The sequence below is a fragment of the Chryseobacterium sp. 2VB genome (assembly GCF_005503635.1).
In the GTDB taxonomy this organism is placed as follows: Bacteria; Bacteroidota; Bacteroidia; order Flavobacteriales; family Weeksellaceae; genus Chryseobacterium; species Chryseobacterium cupriresistens.
Window position 1 is genome coordinate 105,819 of sequence record NZ_SCNC01000001.1, and the last position, 18,401, is coordinate 124,219.

Here is an 18,401-nt window from a genome sequence, read left to right on the forward strand (position 1 = left end):
TTATTAAAAATAAAATAAATTAACTGTGTTTTTATGGGGGTGTTTTTAAAATGTAGTATTTTTGCATTACAATAATTTGACTTCAATATTCATGGAAACATTAAAGTTCAGAAATGCTGAATTAGCAGATTTAAATAAAATCGTAGCCATCTACAACTCAACCATTGCTTCAAGAATGGTCACTGCAGACATGGAAGAAGTTTCTGTGGAAAGCAAGTTAAAATGGTTTGAAGAGCATAATCCCCAGACAAGGCCGCTTTGGGTAGTTGAAGATGACCAGAAGCAAACCGTTGGTTGGGTAAGTTTCAGTTCATTCCATGAAAGGGCTGCGTATAACGGTACGGTAGAAGTAAGTATTTATCTGGACGAAACCTCAAGAGGAAAAGGATACGGAAAAACCATCCTTCAGTATTGTATTGATAACGCCGGAAAATTTGGAGTAAAAAATCTTGTAGCCCTTATTTTCCTTCATAATGAACCAAGTTTAAAACTATTCAGGCACTTTGGATTTGAAGATTGGGGAAGCCTTCCTAATGTAGCCATTCTGGATGGTGTGGAAAGAAGTTTGAAGATTTTAGGAAAGAGGATAGATTAAATAGAACATGAAAATAAATACCTTGTGTCTATTTGTGAATGAATTTGTGCTATTGGTGTTTAGAAAATACACATAATGTGAAGAAAGGACATCAATCATGTTCTGCTGTAAAAAGAATAAAAAAAGCTGTCTCAAATATTGAAACAGCTTTTTTTGTTTTTATGAATTCTGCTTAATTCTTTTAGCAGACATATTCAGGAATCGTTTCACCAGGAAGACAGCAGAGACCGTTAATCCCAGTCCAAGTGCGATCCACATTCCGAATGCGCCCATTTCCAAAGTAACACAGAAGAAATATCCCAAAGGAATGGTAATCACCCAGTATGCAATAAAGGTATAAATAGAAGGAATTTTCACATCCTGCAAACCTCTGAGCATTCCTAATGCAGTCACCTGAATTCCATCAGAAAGCTGGAATAAAGCGGCGATGATCATTAATTTCGCAGCCAGTGTAATCACTTCCACTTCTTCTTTTTTGGTAAAGAAAGTCGGAAGTATGTTTCTGCCTAAAATAAATACCAGTCCACAGATACACATGAAAATAAAAGCAATTTTCAGATTGTTGATTCCTACTTTTCTCAATTCAACAAAGTTCTGTTCACCCAGTTTTCTGCCAATCATTACGGTAGATGCAACACTGAAACCGACACACAGGTTGAAGGTAAATGAAGCCATGCTTAAAGCGATCTGATGGGAAGCAATGTCATGAGCAGAGATCAATCCACAGATAAACGCAGCTCCGGCAAAAGCGGTTACTTCAAAGAACATCTGTAAGGCCGTAGGCAATCCCAGTTTTACCATTTTATCAAACATCTGCTTTGAAAAATTCTGAATTTTTAAAGAGAAATCTTTGATATAACGTCTTGTTCTTTTTTCTTTAAGCAATACAAAATAAAGGAAAACCACCATGAAAATTCTGGAAATCAAAGTTGCTAAAGCAGATCCCTTAACTCCCATTGGAGGAATTCCCCAAAGTCCTTTAATAAATACGTAGTTTAAGGCAATATTGATTATATTGGCAATAATGGTTGCTTTGGTAACTCCAATCGTATAAGAAAGTCCCTCAGAAACTTCACGAAGGGTCTGAAATGCCATGAAAGGAATCATACTCACTACCATTATGCTCAGAAAGCTTACCGTATCAGGAATGATCTTGGCAGGCTGTCCGGAATGATAGAGTAGCGGCATTCCCAACAATAAGATGACCATCAGGATAATCCCTACAGACATATTGATAATAAAACCGTGGCTGAACACAGAGTTGATCGTAGCATGATCCTCTCTGGAGTGTGCTTCTGAAACCAATGGCGGAATCGCAAATGAAAAGCCCAGAGCTAGTACAAATATGGAGAAAAATACAGCATTTCCCAATGAAACGGATGCCAGCGCATCGGCACCCAGCAATTTTCCGACAATAATATTATCGAATAAATTTACTGAAACCTGCCCCACCTGAGTAAGCATTACAGGCAGAGCCAAAGTCAGGCATTCTTTCGTATAATTTTTGTTTAAAAAGTTCATAATATTTTAAGATTCATATAGTTTATCATTCAAATAGGGTCAAAAAAAAATTTGCAGTGGTAACACTGCAAATTTTTATAATATGGTCAATAATAGCTTATTATTTCCTTACAAAACTTGCAACGTCACCTTCGGAAACAGTGTTTCCACCAAGAATAATCAATCTTTCAACAACGTTCCTTAATTCTCGGATATTTCCAGTCCACGAAAGCGCTTTTAAAGCATCAATAGCTTTATCATCAAACTTTTTCGCAGCAGTACCATGCTCATCAGCAATCATTCCTGAAAAGTGCTCAACCAATAATTTGATATCTTCTTTTCTTTCATCCAATGGCGGAACATAGATTTCAATAACAGAAAGTCTGTGATAAAGGTCTTCTCTGAATTTTCCTTCCTCAATTTCTTTCTGCATATTTTTATTGGTTGCCGCAATTACTCTTACGTCAACTTTAATTTCTTTATCACTTCCCACAGGAGAAACTTTGCTTTCCTGAAGTGCTCTCAATACCTTAGCCTGAGCAATAAGACTCATATCTCCAATCTCATCAAGGAAAATAGTACCGCCATTGGCCTGTTCAAATTTTCCCTGCTTATCTTTAATAGCACCTGTAAAAGATCCTTTTACATGTCCGAAAAGTTCAGACTCAATAAGTTCAGACGGAATCGCAGCACAGTTTACCTCTACCATGGGACCTCTTGCACGCTCACTTTGATTGTGGATCGCATGAGCCACCAACTCCTTTCCTGCACCGTTAGGCCCGGTGATCAGAACTCTGGCATCAGAAGCGGCTACCTTTTCAATCATATCCTGAATCTTTTGAAGAGCAGGAGAGGTACCAATCATCTGGTATTTTTTACTTACTTTTTTCTTTAAGGTTTTATTTTCTGTCTGAAGGTTTTTGTTTTCTTTCTTCAGGGTTTCTTTCACCAATGCATTTTTCACACTTGTAATAAGTCTGTTGATGTCAATGGGCTTGGAAATAAAATCATATGCACCCTCTTTCAGGCAGGAAACAGCAGAATCGATGTCTGCGTGGCCTGAGATCATGATAAAAGTAGTTTCCGGTTTTAAGGCAAGACTTTGTTTCAAAAGCTCGGTTCCTGAAAGCTTAGGCATCTTGATATCAGAAATCACCAATGCGAAATCTTCTTTTTCCACCTGTTTGTAACCTTCAAGGCCATCTTCGGCAATAACAAATTCATAATCGGTGAGTTCATCCGAAAGAATACTGTGAAGTACTCCCGAGATTGCTTTTTCGTCTTCTACTATAAGGATTTTTTGCATAGTTGCAAATTTAAATTTTTTGTTTCAATTATTAGCAAAAACTGTACCTAAATATTCTATTTGGAGTAGTCTCTTCTCCCGAAAATAGCAGATCCGACCCTCACAGAGTTGGCTCCGCACTCGATCGCTATCGGGAAATCATCGCTCATTCCCATTGATAGGGTATTTAATGTTTTTGATTGATTTAATTCATCAAAAAGCTTCTTTAGGGTTAAAAATTCATTTCTAACCTGCTGCTCATCATCGGTGAATGTGGCCATTCCCATGAGGCCGGTAATTTCAACATGCGGAAATTTACCCTCAATGTATTGCTGGAAAAGATCTTTTGCTTCAAAAATTTCAAGCCCGAATTTGCTATCCTCAGCTGCAATTTTTACCTGCAGAAGGACTTTGATGATTCTGTTATTTTTTCCTGCTTCTTTATTGATTTCTGTTAATAATCTTTCAGAATCCACACTTTGTATGGTATCTATGAAAGGAGCAATGTACTTCACCTTGTTGGTCTGTAAGTGGCCGATCAGGTGCCATTGGATATCCTGAGGAAGAAGAGGTGCTTTTTCCATCAGTTCCTGAACCTTATTTTCTCCAAAAACCTTCTGTCCGAGATCATAGACTTCCTGTACTGCAGAAACCGGATGGGTTTTAGAAACGGCAACCAGCTGCACAGTGGATGGCAGCTGGTTTTTTATAGTGTTGTAGTTCTTTTTAATACTCATAATACAAATGTCCGAAAATTCTCTGAATGTTCAAAGCTTAGTGATATCAGGTCTGCTGGGGTTATTAATTCAAAACCTCATTGATTTTAGGATATTGAGATATTTTTCTGAACACAAATTTGTTGCTCTTCTGCAGTTTCTCAATAAACATATCCAGTTCATTGATAGAGTCTGCATCTCTAAGATACTGGTCGTGGGTAAGGAATACAAGGTGCCTCGATGTCTTCTCAAGATCGTTTAAGAAGATGCTGTCTACTTTCCTGATCATGGCTTCATGACTTCCTTTTAAAGTCATTTTTTGAGAAGGTCTCCATTCCAGATCCCAGCCAATAACTTTATAGCCGGCTTTTTTAAGACCGTCTGCAGCTGCTGTTGAGCTTTTAATATCTGTTACGTTAATATTGTTGAGTCTCCAGATATTTCTTCCCGGAGTTCTTGCTATTTTATCAGTAAGCTTCAGGCTGTCTTTGGCGATATCAAAATCATGAACTACAGCGTCAGCATTTTTATAAAAATCAGTGTATTTGTTATGGGCGTGCGTGAAACTGTGATTAGCCAGTTCTATAAGGGGATTTTGCTTCAAAAGCTGAAAATCATCTTTTTGTCTTTTACTTCCATAAGCATGTTTACCAACCAGAAAGGCAGTTGCGCAAACGTTTCTTTTGTCAAGGATTTTTAAAAGATTTTCGGTTCCCTGGTTGGGGCCGTCATCGAAAGTAAGATAAATCACTCTTTTATCAGGGGCTACTTCTTCTTCATTATTATCGGGGACTATTTCTGCGGAAGGATGTTCCTGTGAACTGACGACGGGGTCATTATTCACTTCGTTTTTGAAATTACAGCTGTTCAGTAATGCTGAAGTTGCACTCATCAATGCAACCATCCCAAGAAAAGTCATATTTTTTGACTTTCCCGCAAAAATTTTTCTCATAAAAATAATGGAATTTTAAATTGTTAAAAATCGTTAAAAATAACAGTTGAAAATTAACAAATTATATGCCAAGCTGTACAGTGTTTTTTCTTTTTAAGTTTATTTTAAGCACTTTATTTTAAAGGAGATTTACATTACCTGACAAGTTGTAAATTTATGATTTTCTTTTCTTTAAAATTTAACATTTATAAATATGAAAACGATAGTATTTTTCTATGTTTGTTAAGATTTCAATATTCTTCAATTGAAAGGGAATAATTTTATTTTAACAAAATCAAATTATTCTGCCGGAGTGTTATTCCAAAATATGTTTTAGATACAGCGAATTTTTAATAGCTGCCGTTCCCCAGGTATTATTAAAGAAAATAAAAGAGGTTTGAGAGGCATTTTTAATCTTTTCAGCTAATGCATCCATGAAATCTTTACTATATTCTGATTTGTAAAGAACAGGTTTTCCATGAAGCCTGTAATACAGTATTTCCGGATGATTAATAATAAGGTCTTCAGGAAGATGGCCTGGAAAACTTACGCCTGAGAAGACAATATCGTGTTGTTTTAAAAGATCGAATATTTCTTCTTGCCACCATGAGCTGTGCCGGAATTCAATGACGTTCAGAAATCGGGGATCAATACTGTTGATAATCCGCTCTGTATTCTCTGCCGTATTTTTAAAGGAAGGAGGAAGCTGATACAGAAATCCGGAAAGTTTATCTTTCAGATTGTCCTGAATGTGGTCACAGAATACAGCAATCTCGTCTTTGGAATTTTCAAGCAGGTTTTGATGCGTAATGGCCTTTGGAATTTTAATGAAAAATCTGAATCCCCCGGGTGTTTCATCATGCCACTTTAACAGTGTTTTTGAGGTTGGCTTCCTATAAAAAGTAGAATTGATTTCTACGGCATTGTACGTTTTTGAGTATAAAGAAAGAAAATCTTTACTTGGGGCATTTTCAGGATATAAAGACCCTTTCCAGTCATTATTATAAAATCCCGAGCACCCTATGTAAAGATTTTCTTTTGTCATGTTATTATTTTATATCCAGATCCACGGAGTTTAATCTCAATGAATTCAGTATCACAGACAGGGAACTGAAGCTCATCGCAGCAGCTGCAATCATTGGTGATAAAAGAATTCCAAAGAATGGATACAATAATCCTGCCGCAACCGGAACGCCCAGCACATTATAGATGAATGCGAAGAACAGATTTTCCTTAATGTTTCTGAGAAGCTTTTCACTCAGTAATTTAGCTTTTGCAACACCTAGGATATCGCCTTTTAATAAAGTAATTTCAGCACTTTCAATCGCAACATCTGTTCCTGTACCCATAGCAATGCCCACATCAGACTGTGCAAGGGCAGGAGAGTCGTTGATTCCGTCTCCCGTCATCGCTACAATTTTGCCCTGCTGCTGTAGTTTTTTTACCTCATTCAGTTTGTCTTCAGGAAGACAGTTGGCTTTGAAATGTTTGATTCCTAACTCATCAGCAACAGCTTTGGCAGTGTGTTCGTTGTCTCCGGTCATCATGATGACGTCTATACCTTCACTCATCAGCTGTTTTACGGCTTTCTTAGAGCTTTCTTTGATTTTATCTGTAAAGCTTACGAATCCCAGCACCTGCTGTTCCTGTGCGATATAAGAAATTGTATGGGCTTTAGACTGAACCTCTACTGCTTTCTGTTTTAAGCTCTCCGGAATCATAATCTGATGCGAGGTCAATAGACTTTCATTTCCAAGATAAGCGGTCTTGCCATTGATATTTCCCTTGACTCCTTTTCCAGATATGTTTTCAAATTGATCTACTTTTTCAGCACTTACATTCTCTTCTTTTGCTCTTTTTATGACGGCATTGGAAAGCGGGTGTTCAGAATTCTGGTTCAGAGAAAAAGCCAGTTTTAAAATTTGATTTTCATCTCCGTTTACCGTTTCAATATGTTCTACGGAGGGTTTCCCTTCTGTTAAAGTTCCTGTCTTATCAGTAATCAAAACATTTACTTTATTCATTTGTTCCAGAGCTTCTGCATTTTTGATAAGGATTCCGTTTTTAGCACCTTTCCCGATTCCAACCATTAAAGACATTGGAGTTGCCAGTCCAAGGGCACAGGGACAAGCCACAATAAGAACTGCAACAGCATTCACAAAAGCAAATAAGGTTCTTTTCCCTTCCGGACCGAAAAACTGCCACAGAATAAAAGTAAGCACAGCAATAAGAATGACTACAGGGACAAATACTTTAGAAACTTTATCGGTAAGCTTCTGGATAGGAGCTTTGCTGCGGCTGGCTTCATTCACCATTTTAATGATCTGGGAAAGCAGTGTTTCATCACCTACTTTTTCTGCCTTCATAATGAATACCTGGTTACCGTTGATGGTTCCGGAAGATACTTTATCGTCTACACTTTTTTCAACAGGAACGGGTTCTCCGGTAATCATGCTTTCATCTACAATAGAATTTCCCTCAATGATTTTTCCGTCTACGGGAATTTTTTCACCCGGTTTTACTTTTAATAAATCTCCTATTTTTACCTGGGAAAGCAGTACTTTTTTTTCTTCACCGTTTATCAAAAGATTGGCTTCATCAGGTGAAAGGTTCATTAATTCTTTAATGGCATTTCCCGTTTTTTTATGAGCTGCTGCTTCCATCAGCTGACCTAAAATAACAAGGGTTAAAATCACACAGACAGCCTCAAAGTACAATGGGATTTCATGATTGTGTCCACGAATTTCATGTGGAATAATATCCGGGAAGAATAAGGCCACAATACTGAAAATAAATGCTGCGGCTACTCCAAGAGCAATAAGACTGAACATATTGAGATTCCATGTTTTGAAGGAAACCCAGCCTCTTTTCAACAGAAACCATCCTGAATAAAACATGACCGGAAGCGTTAAAGCAAGCTCAATAAATCCCTGAATCTGATGAGAGAAAGGGAAGTTGATCAACATTCCTCCCATAGAAAGAATGAAAACCGGAATCGTAAATATCAGTGAGGTAATGAATTTTCTCTTTAATATGGTATAGGTTTCATCTTCCTCGTTATCACCGCTGTCTGGCATTCTTACGAGATCCATTCCACAGATCGGGCAGTCTCCGGGTTCGTCACGGATGATTTCCGGATGCATAGGACAGGTGTATTTTGCAGTTTTCTTTTCAGGATATTTTACAAGGTCCATTCCACAAACGGGACATCCTACATTGGAATCGTAGGTTTTGTCGCCTTCACAATACATCGGACAGTAATATCTGCCGGCCATTTCATCAGTTACTTTTGGTGCTTCGTGATGATGGCTGTGATGGTGATCGTGATGGTTGTGAGCAGTATGCGAATGAGCGTGATGCTGATGAGAGCTTACATTTTGTACAAGTTCTTCAGTGATAGGCTCCAAATCCATATGACAAACAGGACAGCTGCCTTTCTCATCGTATACTTTATCCCCTTCGCAGAACATCGGACAATAATGCTTCCCGATATTATCTTTAAAGTTTTCAGGAAGGTTGGTTGATGAATAGGTTGGTTTATGATTAGGATCCTTAGCCAGCTTTTCTTCAATAGGAACCAGATACATTTTGCAGACAGGACATCTTTCGCCCTGCTTGAAATAAACTTTATCGCCTTCACATTCCATTGGACAATAGTATACCGAAGACGGAGATACACGGTTCTGAGGTTTTACAAAGGCTGTATCTGGGGTATTGGGATCTTCGAGTCTGTATTTTCCTATTTCTGCCAAAGCATCATTTAAAACTGAAAGTTTCACTCCATGATCAGAAGTGATGGTGGCGGTATGGGTTTCCAGATTTACATCGGCTTTAACACCATCAACACTGTTTAGTTGGTTGGATATCTTTTTCTGGCAGCCGGAACAGGTCATTCCGAGTATTTTATACTGTTGTTCCATGATTCTTAAATTTATACTACAAATTTCCAAAATGGAAAACTAAGGTTGTTATAAATTTAAGGATAATAGTTATAAAATTAGGTGGAGTGGGTGAGTTTGAGAGTATAAGAGTAAGAGGGTTTGAGAGTTGTAGGATTTGAGCGTTTGAGAGTTTGTAAGTGTGATAGGGATACTTAATTCCTTCACTCCTCAAACACTCAAACGTATTAAAGATTGTCAAGCGCCTTGCGATGGTGTTCTTTAAGTTTTTTAAACTCTGTAGGAGTAAATCCGGTTATATTGCGGAATTGGGAAGAAAGATGCTGAACGCTTTTGTAGCCCAGTTTCCCTGCAATTTCGGTAAGATTGAATTCATTGTACAAAAGAAGTTCCTTTACCTTTTCAATTTTCTGAAGAATGAAGAACTGCTCTAATGTGATATTTTCGTTTTGCGAAAATGTTTTTGAAAGAGCGCTGTAATCCTTGTGAAATTTTGAACTTAAAAATTCTGAAAGCAGAAAGTCTTCCGGGATATCAAGGTCGCTTATTTTTACAATAATCAGGTTTTTGATTTTTTCTACGGTCTGATGTGCAGAATCCATGATCCTTTCAAAACCTGTGTCAAGCAATTCCTTTTCTATAATCTGGATTTTTTCAGGTGAAATTTCGTTCTCTGTTTCTACTTCACCTAATAAGATATTGCTTATCCTTACATCTGCATTACGGAAAATATTTTCTACCGCCGCAATACATCTGTTGCAGACCATATTCTTTATGAATATTTTCATAAGCTTTTGTTTAACCTGTCTTTTACGAATTCAATCTGGGTCTTGCCATGAGGAGCAGGATTACCTTCCGCATCAAGGTTGACCATGACAATTCTTTCTACAGTAATAATCGTCTGATGAGTCATTTTGTTTCTTACATCACATCTCAAAGTAATAGAAGAAGAACCGAAATGAGTAGCTTCAATTCCTATTTCTATAATATCTCCCTGTTTGGCGGAGCTCACGAAGTTGATTTCAGAGATAAATTTGGTTACTACTTTTGTGTTTTCCAATTGGATAATAGCATACAATGCCGCTTCTTCGTCAATCCATTGAAGAAGTCTTCCTCCGAAAAGTGAATGGTTGGGGTTTAAATCTTCGGGCTTCACCCATTTTCTGGTATGGTAGTTCATATCTTTTAATAATTTGAAGTACAAATTTAGTGTTAAAAGCTGATCTTTTCAAAAGAATAGTATTCATTGAACTGAAAAGAATCATTCATTTTCTCAATCATTTTCTTTTGGAACGCATGGCTTTTGTTTTTGTTACAGAACGGTCATTTAGCAATATCTGATATTCTTCACTCTCCACAGGAATCAGGGCAACTTTTCCTTCGGAATTGTGATGAAACCCGAATCCGTATTTTTTTGCAAGAGGAGAGCAGCGGAGGCAGGGCTGGCCTTTGGAAAAGAATTTTTCTCTTTCACTTTGTTTTTCGCTTTCTGATAGATCATTTTTAATTGCATAACATTCAAAAATAAGATCATCGGACGAGTATTGATAAGGCTGTTTTATCAGCTTCTCATATTGAAGGTTGGCGAGTGTCTTTGTTTTCTTTTCCGGAGGAATCTGTGCCTGGGAAACCGGACAGTCTTCAGCAATTTCAATAAGAGTATCTGTGTAATTGGTGGTATGCTGTTTCATATGTTGATGATTTGATGTTTTTTCGAATTTAAAATGAAAATAAGTGCGTCAATATAAATGCGGGATTAAGTTGGATAAAGGTTGTTTTTTACGTCAAATGTTAAATAAATTAACTAAATGATAATACAGTATTTAATTGTTTGATTTTCAGTTATTTAAATTGTTTTTATATCCTTTTTGATCGCTTGTACTCAACATAATGTGAGAAATATGTAAAAAAAGCTTTGATTTGAAATTTTTAATTGTATCTTGCATACGTTTATATTTGGAATCAATATTTGTTCATTAATTTATGTTGTTTTTCTTTTATATACCAAATTTTTATTAATTTTTTAATTTATTTAAAATGAACATTTTTGTTTCAAACATCAATTACGCAACTAAAGAGTATGAGTTGCACGATCTATTCGCAGAATTTGGAGATGTATCATCAGCTAAAATCGTTACAGACAGAGAAACTGGTCGTTCCAGAGGTTTCGGTTTCGTAGAGATGGGTGATGAAGAAGGAAAGCAAGCTATTGAAGCTCTTAACCAAAAAGAATTCAACGGAAAAACTCTAAACGTATCTGAAGCTAAACCAAGAGAAGAAAAACCAAGAAGAAGCTTCGATAACAACAGAGGTGGAGGTTATGGTAACAACAACAATAGAGGCGGAGGCTATGGTAACAACCGTGGCGGAGGCGGAAATCGTTGGTAAAAATATAAAGCGGCTTTTAAGCCGCTTTTTTTATGGAAATTTTATTTCCAGTAAATCATTTAATTATAATTTTGGGGTGAAATGTTGTGGTATTTTATAACAAATCCGGTGTTCCTGTATGGGAAGCAAAGACAACCAGCAGAGGAGTAAGAGCAATTTTCAAGGAAGATGGTAATCTGGTAGTGTATACCCGTGGAAATGGCGTTGCCTTCAGTTCAAATACAGGTGGTAAAGGAGCAAACAAGTTGTCCGTTCAGGATGACGGAAATCTTGTGATCTACGGAAGAAACTCTCCGCTTTGGAGTTCCGGAACGAACAGATAAATTATACAACTCAGATAAATAAAAGAGACTATCCAGAAGGTAGTCTCTTTTTTATTGGAACGTTATTTTAATTTTATAAGAATGTAAACGTTTTCGTAATAAATATCGGCAGTGTCATTTTCAGAGTATTTTTCCTTTGTGATCTCATTGAAAATAAGTTTAACGTGATACTTGCCTAAGTCAGATTCCATCGCAATTTCAGAAAGTTTTACGTTTCCTGTTTTGTTTTTATTTTCCTCAAATAGTTTAATAATCTGTGGTCCGAAATCTACTTCTTCCTGATCATTTAAACTGAGTTTCAATGAGGATTTTTCTGTCAGTTGGTCCGTAAGCTCAAACTGATCATTATTCAGTTGTTGTGGATCTCTGCTATACCGATGGAAAGAAATTAAATATTGATAATTCCCGATTCCTACAGCCTTTTCTTCACGAACAAGAACGAGTCTGTTCATTTCGTACGCCCTGTTTTTTACAGTGACATTCACATCTGAAAACTTATTCTGAATGCTGTAATTGATACTGTAAAAGGAACCTTTTTCAATATTTTCTGACAATTCAGCCTGATCTTTTTCATTCAGTAAACCCGATAGGAATGCCCCTTGTTTTCTTTCAGCCAGAAATTCAAATTTATTGGCAATTTCAGTACGGATTGTATCTGTAACCTTTTTCTGGAAATTAATCTTGCCGGCACTGATCAGCTGATGTTGGTTTAAGATATTCATTAATTCCGTTTTCTGACTTCTTTTAGCTACGCTAAAAGCATTAAGGTAAGGGAAAATCAATGCAAAAACGCAAAATAAAAATAAGCTGACAGGGATGAATTTTATAGAGGCTTTCTTGTTAAAAATAAAATATACTACAATGCTTAACAGCCATAAAGCAAGCAGGAGAACAAAGTATCTTGGTTCTGTATAACCATATTCTAAAATTCTGGTAAAAATTGCAGTGAAAAGCAGAATAATCAAAGGCAGGATTGTATAATAGAATGCTTTTGAGAATATCCTGACCCAGGATTTTGCGTTTTCCTGCTTCAGAGGATGTACCAGAAGCAATGCAAGAATACCCACAATGCTGTACGCTAAAACAAGATAAGAAACCCAGCCTCTCGGAAGCTGCCAGTTGATGACTATTTTAACAGAATAGAAATAAAGGATCGTTACATAGATCAGGAGTAAAGGAATTAAAATAAACTGAGTGAAAAACTTCAGAACAACAGGATAGGTACCATCTTTTTCAAGGTTGTTTAAGCCTTTATCATTAAATAAAAGGAATATAAAACTGCTCCCGAAAATAGCGAGAACAAAGAAAGTATCTCTGTAAATTCTGTCATGAAAGTTAAAATCAAAAAGTTTATCAATGGCCAGAATTGCCAATTCGACGCCACCAGTCAAAACTCCTGTAAATACGGCAGTAAGAAAGATATTGATAAAAAGATTTTTGTTGTACTGCCAGAACCTGAGCTCTCTGTCTCTCTCCAGAAACGGAATAAATGATACGAGTAAATGGGAGATAAGAGCGGTAACAGCGATAAGATAAGCATGCACTTCTGTAAAACTTTCCTTTCTGTCAGGGAGAATACAGTAAAAACCGATGAGAAAGATAACGCCGGATACGTGCAGTAATAATTCTTTTCCGATCCTTTGTGACAGCATTTTTAATGCAAACATCAGGGAAATTCCCAAACAGGCACAAATGATAAATTTGATATAAGAAGTGATTTCAAAGCGATCTGTTTCCGCGATACATATGGCACCGGCAGAAGCTAATAAAGCCATTACCAAAACCATCGGATATCGGAAAATGGCTTCATTGGCCCGGCTTAGAGTTTCCTGGAATTTTGTTTTCATGATTTGGTGTTTTTTGAATTTAAATTAATCTTTTTTCTTTTTCTTCTTTTTGTCCTTGTCCTTGTCTTTCTCTTTTTCCTTTCCTTTGGTTTTCTTTTCTTTTTTTGGATTCAGGATTTCTTCAGCTACTTCGAACTTAGGTTCTTCAATTTTTGCCGGCTTTATTTCGATTTTAAGATCGAAATAGCCTTTCATATCTTCCTGGGAAATTAATTTTTCACTTAATAAAAGCTCCAGAATTTCTTTCCCTGAATGATTAAAAAAGTTATGTGAAAGCTCTTTTAACAGGAATTTTTTATACTCTTCTAAAGGAACAAGCACGCTGTATTTGAAGATTCTCCCTTCTTTTACAGTGGACAGATAGCCTTTTTCAACTAATATTTTCAAATAAGTGGAAACCGTATTCTGGTGTGGTTTCGGTTCCGGATGCTGCTCCATAACGTCCTTCAGATAGAAAGATTCCATTTTCCAAAACAGCTTCATAAAGTTTTCTTCTGCGGCAGTAAGATGATTTATTTTCATAGAGTATTCTAATGTTGAAATTGAATATTGCAATAAAGATAGATAAAAGATACCAGAAAAGCTATTCCAGCCCCCATAAATACTTCTTTTACGGTATGTCTTTTTAAAATGATACGGGTAATTCCGACCAAAACAGCAATTCCCAGCCACACCAGACCCATTTTCCAGTCGAGTGAGAAAAATAATGCTGCTACAAATACATTGAATGCTGTATGCATCGAGCTTTTGATAAAAAGATTACTGATCTGCAGGGCGAAAAGAAGTACCAGAATAAACAACATGACAAGATCAATATATCCGTTTCTGATATAATTAAAAAGAAGATAAACAATGACACAAACTGCAATAAATATATACAGGCTTTTCCTTTGAACACGGTTGGAGACATCCATATTGGTGTATCTTCCCGTTTTCACATTCCATACCAGCCATACAACAACCGGAATAATGATCATTAATAATACAGGCAGAAAATACAGCATAGAATCCTTAAGAGAATATTCCCTGATGCTCATGTAGGTAAAGAAAATGATCAGAGAGACCAAAGGATTAAAAAAATCAGAAATGACTTTTGAAATTTTATGTAATAATGAAGACTGTTTTTCTTCCATAATCAAGTTTAAAGGTCAAATATACCATTATAACATCAAAAAACAAGGGGAAGAAGCCGGTGGAAGTTGATGGATAAATTGAGAAAATAATTCATTATTAATAGGTTTTGATGTACTAACTTTTTTTTACTTTTTAGATTAATATTAAATTTTGCAGGAAATGTTTTATTTTTAATTGATCAGTTTAATCATTATCATGAAACACCTATTCACATTCGTATTGGTTATCTTAGGATTTTTTACTTTCGGCCAAAAGGTTTCCACGGAAAATATTTCTTCGCCGCCTGTACATCAATTAAGAATTTATGAAATTCCTAAAGAGAACAAGCAGGTTTTTCTGGACCGCTTCAGAGATCATGCTTTGAGAATAATGAAAAAATATGGGTTTACCATTGTGTCTATCTGGGAATCGGAATTTAAAGATAAAACAGAATTTGTTTATCTGCTTGAATGGAAAGATGAAGCCACTATGAAAACGGCCTGGGAAGGATTTTTGGCAGATCAGGAATGGAAGGAAATTAAAGCAAGAACAGCCAGCCAATATGGCAATTTTGTTAATGAAATTGAAGACAGAACGCTCAAACTTACCGGTTTTTCTCCGAAAAAAAAGCTATTGAAATAACCAAAAGATATATTAACGATAATTAAAGGGGAAGGAAATGGAGAGTGAAGCATAATCATTTTCCTGTATTTTTATATTAATCGTAATTTCGGAAAAGCCACATTAACAGGCTGATTGCTTAGCTGTCATGATAAGAAAATGATTAATAAAAGGTTGCTTTATGAGAGTTTCAAAGGCTCGAAAATTAAGAATAATCCGTCCGGCCTGCAAGTAGATTTTACAGAAAAATCGAAAAGTTATCTATGTATAGAATAAAAACAAAGTTTTTTTCATAATTTTGCTCAACTATTTCATCATAAAAAAGCAAGAGCTAACACATGAAAGAATTTTCTAAAGAGGTATACCTGAAGTGGTATGAAGATATGACAATGTGGAGAAGGTTTGAAGACAAATGCCGTTCTCTTTACCTAAAACAAAAGATCAGAGGATTTTTACATTTGTATAACGGTCAGGAAGCTATCCCTGCCGGGTTTACACATGCAATGGATCTGACAAAGGACAGTATGATTACTGCTTACAGATGTCACATTCATCCAATGGCGATGGGCGTGGATCCTAAAAGAATCATGGCAGAACTTTGTGGTAAAGCTACAGGGACATCCGGAGGTATGGGTGGATCTATGCACATTTTCAGTAAAGAACACCGTTTTTACGGAGGACATGGTATCGTTGGAGGACAAATTCCTTTAGGTGCAGGTATTGCTTTTGCTGATAAATATTTCGACAGAAAAGCTGTAAACATCTGTTTCTTTGGAGATGGTGCTGCAAGACAAGGTTCTTTACATGAAACTTTCAATATGGCAATGAACTGGAAACTTCCGGTAGTATTTGTTGTGGAAAACAACCAATATGCAATGGGAACTTCTGTAAAAAGAACTGCCAACCACGAAGATATCTATAAATTAGGATTAGGATACGAAATGCCTTGCCTTGCTGTAGATGCAATGGATCCTGAGAAAGTAGCAGAAGCTGCTTACGAAGCTATTGAAAGAGCAAGAAGAGGAGACGGACCTACATTTATTGAAGCAAGAACTTACCGTTACAGAGGACACTCAATGTCTGATGCTGAGCCATACAGATCTAAAGAAGAAGTAGCTCTTCATAAAAATGATGACCCGATCGAATTGATAAAACATAGAATCTTAGAAAACGGATGGGCTACAGAAACAGAATTGGAAGCTATCGATAACAAGTCCAGAGACTTTGTTGAAGAGTGTATCGAATTTATGGAAAACTCTCCGTATCCTGATGCAGAAAAAATCTATGAGTATGTATATGCTCAGGAAGACTATCCATTCCTAGACAAATTAGAAAACTAAAAAATAAAAATTAATTTGAAATTTGAAGTTTGAAATTTCTGAAATCTCAAATCTCAAATCTCGAATCTCAAATCAATATAGATTATGGCAGAAGTAATTACGATGCCCCGCCTGTCCGACACAATGACGGAAGGTAAGGTGGCCAAATGGCATAAAAAAGTAGGAGATAAAGTAAAAGAAGGAGATATTTTAGCTGAAATTGAAACTGATAAAGCAGTGCAGGATTTCGAATCTGAAATAGAAGGGACCCTTTTATACGTAGGTGTAGAAGAAGGATCTGCTGCTGCTGTAGACTCTGTTTTAGCTATTATCGGGAATGAAGGAGAAGATATTTCAGGATTGACAGGTGGGGCTGCTGCTCCCGCTGCTGCAACTGAAGAAAAAAAATCAGAAGAACAGCCTAAAGCAGAAACTGCTGCGTCTGCTGCTGCAGAAGTTCCGGCAGGAGTTGAAATTATTACAATGCCGAGACTTTCTGATACAATGACAGAAGGTAAGGTGGCTAAATGGCACAAAAATGTAGGTGATACAGTAAAAGAAGGAGATCTTCTTGCTGAGATCGAAACAGATAAAGCGGTACAGGATTTCGAATCTGAATTCAATGGAGTACTATTGAAGCAGGGTGTAGAAGAAGGAGGTGCTGCTCCGGTTGATTCCGTATTGGCAATCATTGGCCCTGCAGGAACAGATGTTTCCGCTGTAGGTGCTCCAAAAGCTGCGGGTCAGTCAGCTGAAAAACCAGCCGAACAAAAAGCAGAAACTAAAACAGAAGAAAAAGCTGCTCCGGCTGCTAATACTTCATCTTCTGACAGAGTGGCAATCTCTCCATTGGCTAAGAAAATGGCTCAGGATAAAGGAGTTGATATCAACAGTGTTCAGGGATCTGGTGAAAACGGAAGAATCGTTAAAAAAGATATTGAAAACTATCAGCCAGCTGCAAAACCAGCTGCTTCAGCTCCTGCAGCAAGCGCTGCTCCTGTTGCAGTAAGCTTTGTACAGGGTGAAGATACAGAAACTCCAAACTCTCAGGTAAGAAATATTATTGCAAAACGTCTTTCTGAAAGTAAATTCACTGCCCCTCACTACTATCTGATGGTGGAGATTAATATGGATAAGGCAATTGAAGCAAGAAAAGAAATCAATTCTTTACCGGATACCAAGATCTCTTTCAATGATATGATCATTAAAGCCACTGCAATTGCTTTAAGAAAACACCCTCAGGTAAATTCAAGCTGGGCTGGTGATAAGATCATCCACAGAGGAAATATCAATATTGGTGTAGCAGTAGCTATTCCGGACGGATTGGTAGTTCCTGTATTGAAAAATACAGATCAGATGACGTATACCCAGATTTCCGCAGCTGTGAAAGATATGGCATCAAGAGCTAAGAGTAAAGGTCTTAAGGCTAACGAAATGGAAGGGTCTACATTCTCTATTTCTAACTTAGGAATGTTCGGAATTGAAACGTTTACAAGTATCATTAACCAGCCAAACTCTGCTATCCTTTCAGTAGGAGCGATTATCGAGAAGCCTATCGTTAAAGATGGTCAGATCGTGGTTGGAAACACTATGAAACTTTCATTAGCTTGTGACCACAGAGTAGTAGACGGTGCTACAGGTGCTCAGTTCCTGCAGACATTAAGAACCTATTTAGAAAGTCCATTAACATTGTTACTGTAATTTTCTGAATTGAAAATATTGAAACCTCCCAAATCGGGAGGTTTTTTTGGTAAATGGAAATGATGATGAATGACAAACCTTATAGGTTTAGAAAAAGCTTCTGGTACAAATATTTTTATAAAAAATAAGACTGTAATAATTTAAAAAATTAATAGAAAAGAAC

18 protein-coding genes are annotated in these 18,401 nt (G+C 36.7%); 6 read left to right on the forward strand and 12 right to left on the reverse strand.

Translation table 11 applies throughout. From position 1 onward, the window contains the following. Positions 1–91 precede the first annotated feature (91 nt). Entirely contained in the window at positions 92–595 is a 504-nt protein-coding gene (locus tag FFS26_RS00480; protein ID WP_110008673.1) for a GNAT family N-acetyltransferase, read from the forward strand. A gap of 159 nt (positions 596–754) precedes the next feature. Here the strand turns inward: FFS26_RS00480 and FFS26_RS00485 are convergent, their stop codons facing one another. From FFS26_RS00485 to FFS26_RS00525, 9 genes are all read right to left on the reverse strand, one after another. Next, on the reverse strand, positions 755–2,116 hold the full coding sequence (locus FFS26_RS00485; protein ID WP_110008674.1) for an MATE family efflux transporter: 1,362 nt from the start codon (positions 2,114–2,116) through the stop codon (positions 755–757). Positions 2,117–2,216: 100 nt separating this feature from the next. Next, on the reverse strand, positions 2,217–3,401 hold the full coding sequence (locus FFS26_RS00490) for a sigma-54-dependent transcriptional regulator (protein WP_110008675.1): 1,185 nt from the start codon (positions 3,399–3,401) through the stop codon (positions 2,217–2,219). Positions 3,402–3,457: 56 nt separating this feature from the next. Continuing rightward, positions 3,458–4,117, reverse strand: a complete 660-nt coding sequence (locus FFS26_RS00495) for a YggS family pyridoxal phosphate-dependent enzyme (RefSeq protein WP_137903984.1) — start codon at positions 4,115–4,117, stop codon at positions 3,458–3,460. A gap of 64 nt (positions 4,118–4,181) precedes the next feature. Beyond that, complete coding sequence (locus tag FFS26_RS00500; RefSeq protein ID WP_137903985.1) at positions 4,182–5,048, reverse strand: polysaccharide deacetylase family protein; 867 nt, start codon at positions 5,046–5,048, stop codon at positions 4,182–4,184. A gap of 295 nt (positions 5,049–5,343) precedes the next feature. Next, positions 5,344–6,072: a DUF72 domain-containing protein gene (locus FFS26_RS00505; RefSeq protein ID WP_137903986.1), complete on the reverse strand. Its 729-nt coding sequence runs from the start codon at positions 6,070–6,072 to the stop codon at positions 5,344–5,346. A 4-nt stretch (positions 6,073–6,076) separates the two neighbouring features. Next, positions 6,077–8,947 (reverse strand): heavy metal translocating P-type ATPase, encoded by a 2,871-nt coding sequence (locus FFS26_RS00510; RefSeq protein WP_137903987.1) that lies wholly within the window; start codon positions 8,945–8,947, stop codon positions 6,077–6,079. Between the two features lie 206 nt (positions 8,948–9,153). Further along, positions 9,154–9,714: a helix-turn-helix domain-containing protein gene (locus tag FFS26_RS00515; protein WP_137903988.1), complete on the reverse strand. Its 561-nt coding sequence runs from the start codon at positions 9,712–9,714 to the stop codon at positions 9,154–9,156. After that, on the reverse strand, positions 9,711–10,106 hold the full coding sequence (locus FFS26_RS00520) for an acyl-CoA thioesterase (RefSeq protein WP_137903989.1): 396 nt from the start codon (positions 10,104–10,106) through the stop codon (positions 9,711–9,713). The genes FFS26_RS00515 and FFS26_RS00520 overlap by 4 nt, the downstream gene beginning before the upstream one ends. A 97-nt stretch (positions 10,107–10,203) precedes the next feature. After that, entirely contained in the window at positions 10,204–10,617 is a 414-nt protein-coding gene (locus tag FFS26_RS00525; RefSeq protein WP_137903990.1) for a DUF6157 family protein, read from the reverse strand. A 346-nt stretch (positions 10,618–10,963) separates the two neighbouring features. Here FFS26_RS00525 and FFS26_RS00530 point away from each other — a divergent pair, with 346 nt between their 5' ends. Both FFS26_RS00530 and FFS26_RS00535 read left to right on the forward strand, forming a co-directional pair. Next, the gene (locus FFS26_RS00530; protein ID WP_034696719.1) at positions 10,964–11,314 is read left to right on the forward strand and encodes an RNA recognition motif domain-containing protein; all 351 of its coding nucleotides are present in this window, start codon (positions 10,964–10,966) and stop codon (positions 11,312–11,314) included. Positions 11,315–11,400: 86 nt separating this feature from the next. Beyond that, a complete protein-coding gene (locus FFS26_RS00535; RefSeq protein ID WP_110008683.1) occupies positions 11,401–11,637 on the forward strand; it encodes a hypothetical protein in 237 nt (78 codons plus the stop codon). A gap of 62 nt (positions 11,638–11,699) precedes the next feature. Here the strand turns inward: FFS26_RS00535 and FFS26_RS00540 are convergent, their stop codons facing one another. Genes FFS26_RS00540 through FFS26_RS00550 form a run of 3 tightly spaced genes read right to left on the reverse strand, consistent with a single transcriptional unit; the run spans position 11,700 to position 14,617 of the window. Further along, on the reverse strand, positions 11,700–13,484 hold the full coding sequence (locus tag FFS26_RS00540; protein WP_137903991.1) for a DUF4153 domain-containing protein: 1,785 nt from the start codon (positions 13,482–13,484) through the stop codon (positions 11,700–11,702). A gap of 24 nt (positions 13,485–13,508) precedes the next feature. Beyond that, the gene (locus FFS26_RS00545) at positions 13,509–14,006 is read right to left on the reverse strand and encodes a BlaI/MecI/CopY family transcriptional regulator (protein ID WP_110008685.1); all 498 of its coding nucleotides are present in this window, start codon (positions 14,004–14,006) and stop codon (positions 13,509–13,511) included. 8 nt (positions 14,007–14,014) lie between these two features. Then, the gene (locus FFS26_RS00550; RefSeq protein WP_110008686.1) at positions 14,015–14,617 is read right to left on the reverse strand and encodes a phosphatase PAP2 family protein; all 603 of its coding nucleotides are present in this window, start codon (positions 14,615–14,617) and stop codon (positions 14,015–14,017) included. 196 nt (positions 14,618–14,813) lie between these two features. On the opposite strand from FFS26_RS00550, the gene FFS26_RS00555 reads away from it, so the two are divergent. From FFS26_RS00555 to FFS26_RS00565, 3 genes are all read left to right on the forward strand, one after another. Next, positions 14,814–15,239, forward strand: a complete 426-nt coding sequence (locus FFS26_RS00555; RefSeq protein WP_110008901.1) for an NIPSNAP family protein — start codon at positions 14,814–14,816, stop codon at positions 15,237–15,239. A gap of 317 nt (positions 15,240–15,556) precedes the next feature. Beyond that, the gene (pdhA, locus tag FFS26_RS00560) at positions 15,557–16,558 is read left to right on the forward strand and encodes a pyruvate dehydrogenase (acetyl-transferring) E1 component subunit alpha (RefSeq protein WP_110008687.1); all 1,002 of its coding nucleotides are present in this window, start codon (positions 15,557–15,559) and stop codon (positions 16,556–16,558) included. Between the two features lie 84 nt (positions 16,559–16,642). Beyond that, a complete protein-coding gene (locus FFS26_RS00565) occupies positions 16,643–18,238 on the forward strand; it encodes a pyruvate dehydrogenase complex dihydrolipoamide acetyltransferase (protein ID WP_137903992.1) in 1,596 nt (531 codons plus the stop codon). Positions 18,239–18,401: the final 163 nt, after the last annotated feature.

Bases quoted from the DNA above. Each gene is read 5' to 3' on its own strand.
- FFS26_RS00480 (WP_110008673.1), top strand. From the start codon at position 92: ATGGAAACATTAAAGTTCAGAAATGCTGAATTAGCAGATTTAAATAAA.
- FFS26_RS00485 (WP_110008674.1), bottom strand. From the start codon at position 2,116: ATGAACTTTTTAAACAAAAATTATACGAAAGAATGCCTGACTTTGGCT.
- FFS26_RS00490 (WP_110008675.1), bottom strand. From the start codon at position 3,401: ATGCAAAAAATCCTTATAGTAGAAGACGAAAAAGCAATCTCGGGAGTA.
- FFS26_RS00495 (WP_137903984.1), bottom strand. From the start codon at position 4,117: ATGAGTATTAAAAAGAACTACAACACTATAAAAAACCAGCTGCCATCC.
- FFS26_RS00500 (WP_137903985.1), bottom strand. From the start codon at position 5,048: ATGAGAAAAATTTTTGCGGGAAAGTCAAAAAATATGACTTTTCTTGGG.
- FFS26_RS00505 (WP_137903986.1), bottom strand. From the start codon at position 6,072: ATGACAAAAGAAAATCTTTACATAGGGTGCTCGGGATTTTATAATAAT.
- FFS26_RS00510 (WP_137903987.1), bottom strand. From the start codon at position 8,947: ATGGAACAACAGTATAAAATACTCGGAATGACCTGTTCCGGCTGCCAG.
- FFS26_RS00515 (WP_137903988.1), bottom strand. From the start codon at position 9,714: ATGAAAATATTCATAAAGAATATGGTCTGCAACAGATGTATTGCGGCG.
- FFS26_RS00520 (WP_137903989.1), bottom strand. From the start codon at position 10,106: ATGAACTACCATACCAGAAAATGGGTGAAGCCCGAAGATTTAAACCCC.
- FFS26_RS00525 (WP_137903990.1), bottom strand. From the start codon at position 10,617: ATGAAACAGCATACCACCAATTACACAGATACTCTTATTGAAATTGCT.
- FFS26_RS00530 (WP_034696719.1), top strand. From the start codon at position 10,964: ATGAACATTTTTGTTTCAAACATCAATTACGCAACTAAAGAGTATGAG.
- FFS26_RS00540 (WP_137903991.1), bottom strand. From the start codon at position 13,484: ATGAAAACAAAATTCCAGGAAACTCTAAGCCGGGCCAATGAAGCCATT.
- FFS26_RS00545 (WP_110008685.1), bottom strand. From the start codon at position 14,006: ATGAAAATAAATCATCTTACTGCCGCAGAAGAAAACTTTATGAAGCTG.
- FFS26_RS00550 (WP_110008686.1), bottom strand. From the start codon at position 14,617: ATGGAAGAAAAACAGTCTTCATTATTACATAAAATTTCAAAAGTCATT.
- FFS26_RS00555 (WP_110008901.1), top strand. From the start codon at position 14,814: ATGAAACACCTATTCACATTCGTATTGGTTATCTTAGGATTTTTTACT.
- pdhA (WP_110008687.1), top strand. From the start codon at position 15,557: ATGAAAGAATTTTCTAAAGAGGTATACCTGAAGTGGTATGAAGATATG.
- FFS26_RS00565 (WP_137903992.1), top strand. From the start codon at position 16,643: ATGGCAGAAGTAATTACGATGCCCCGCCTGTCCGACACAATGACGGAA.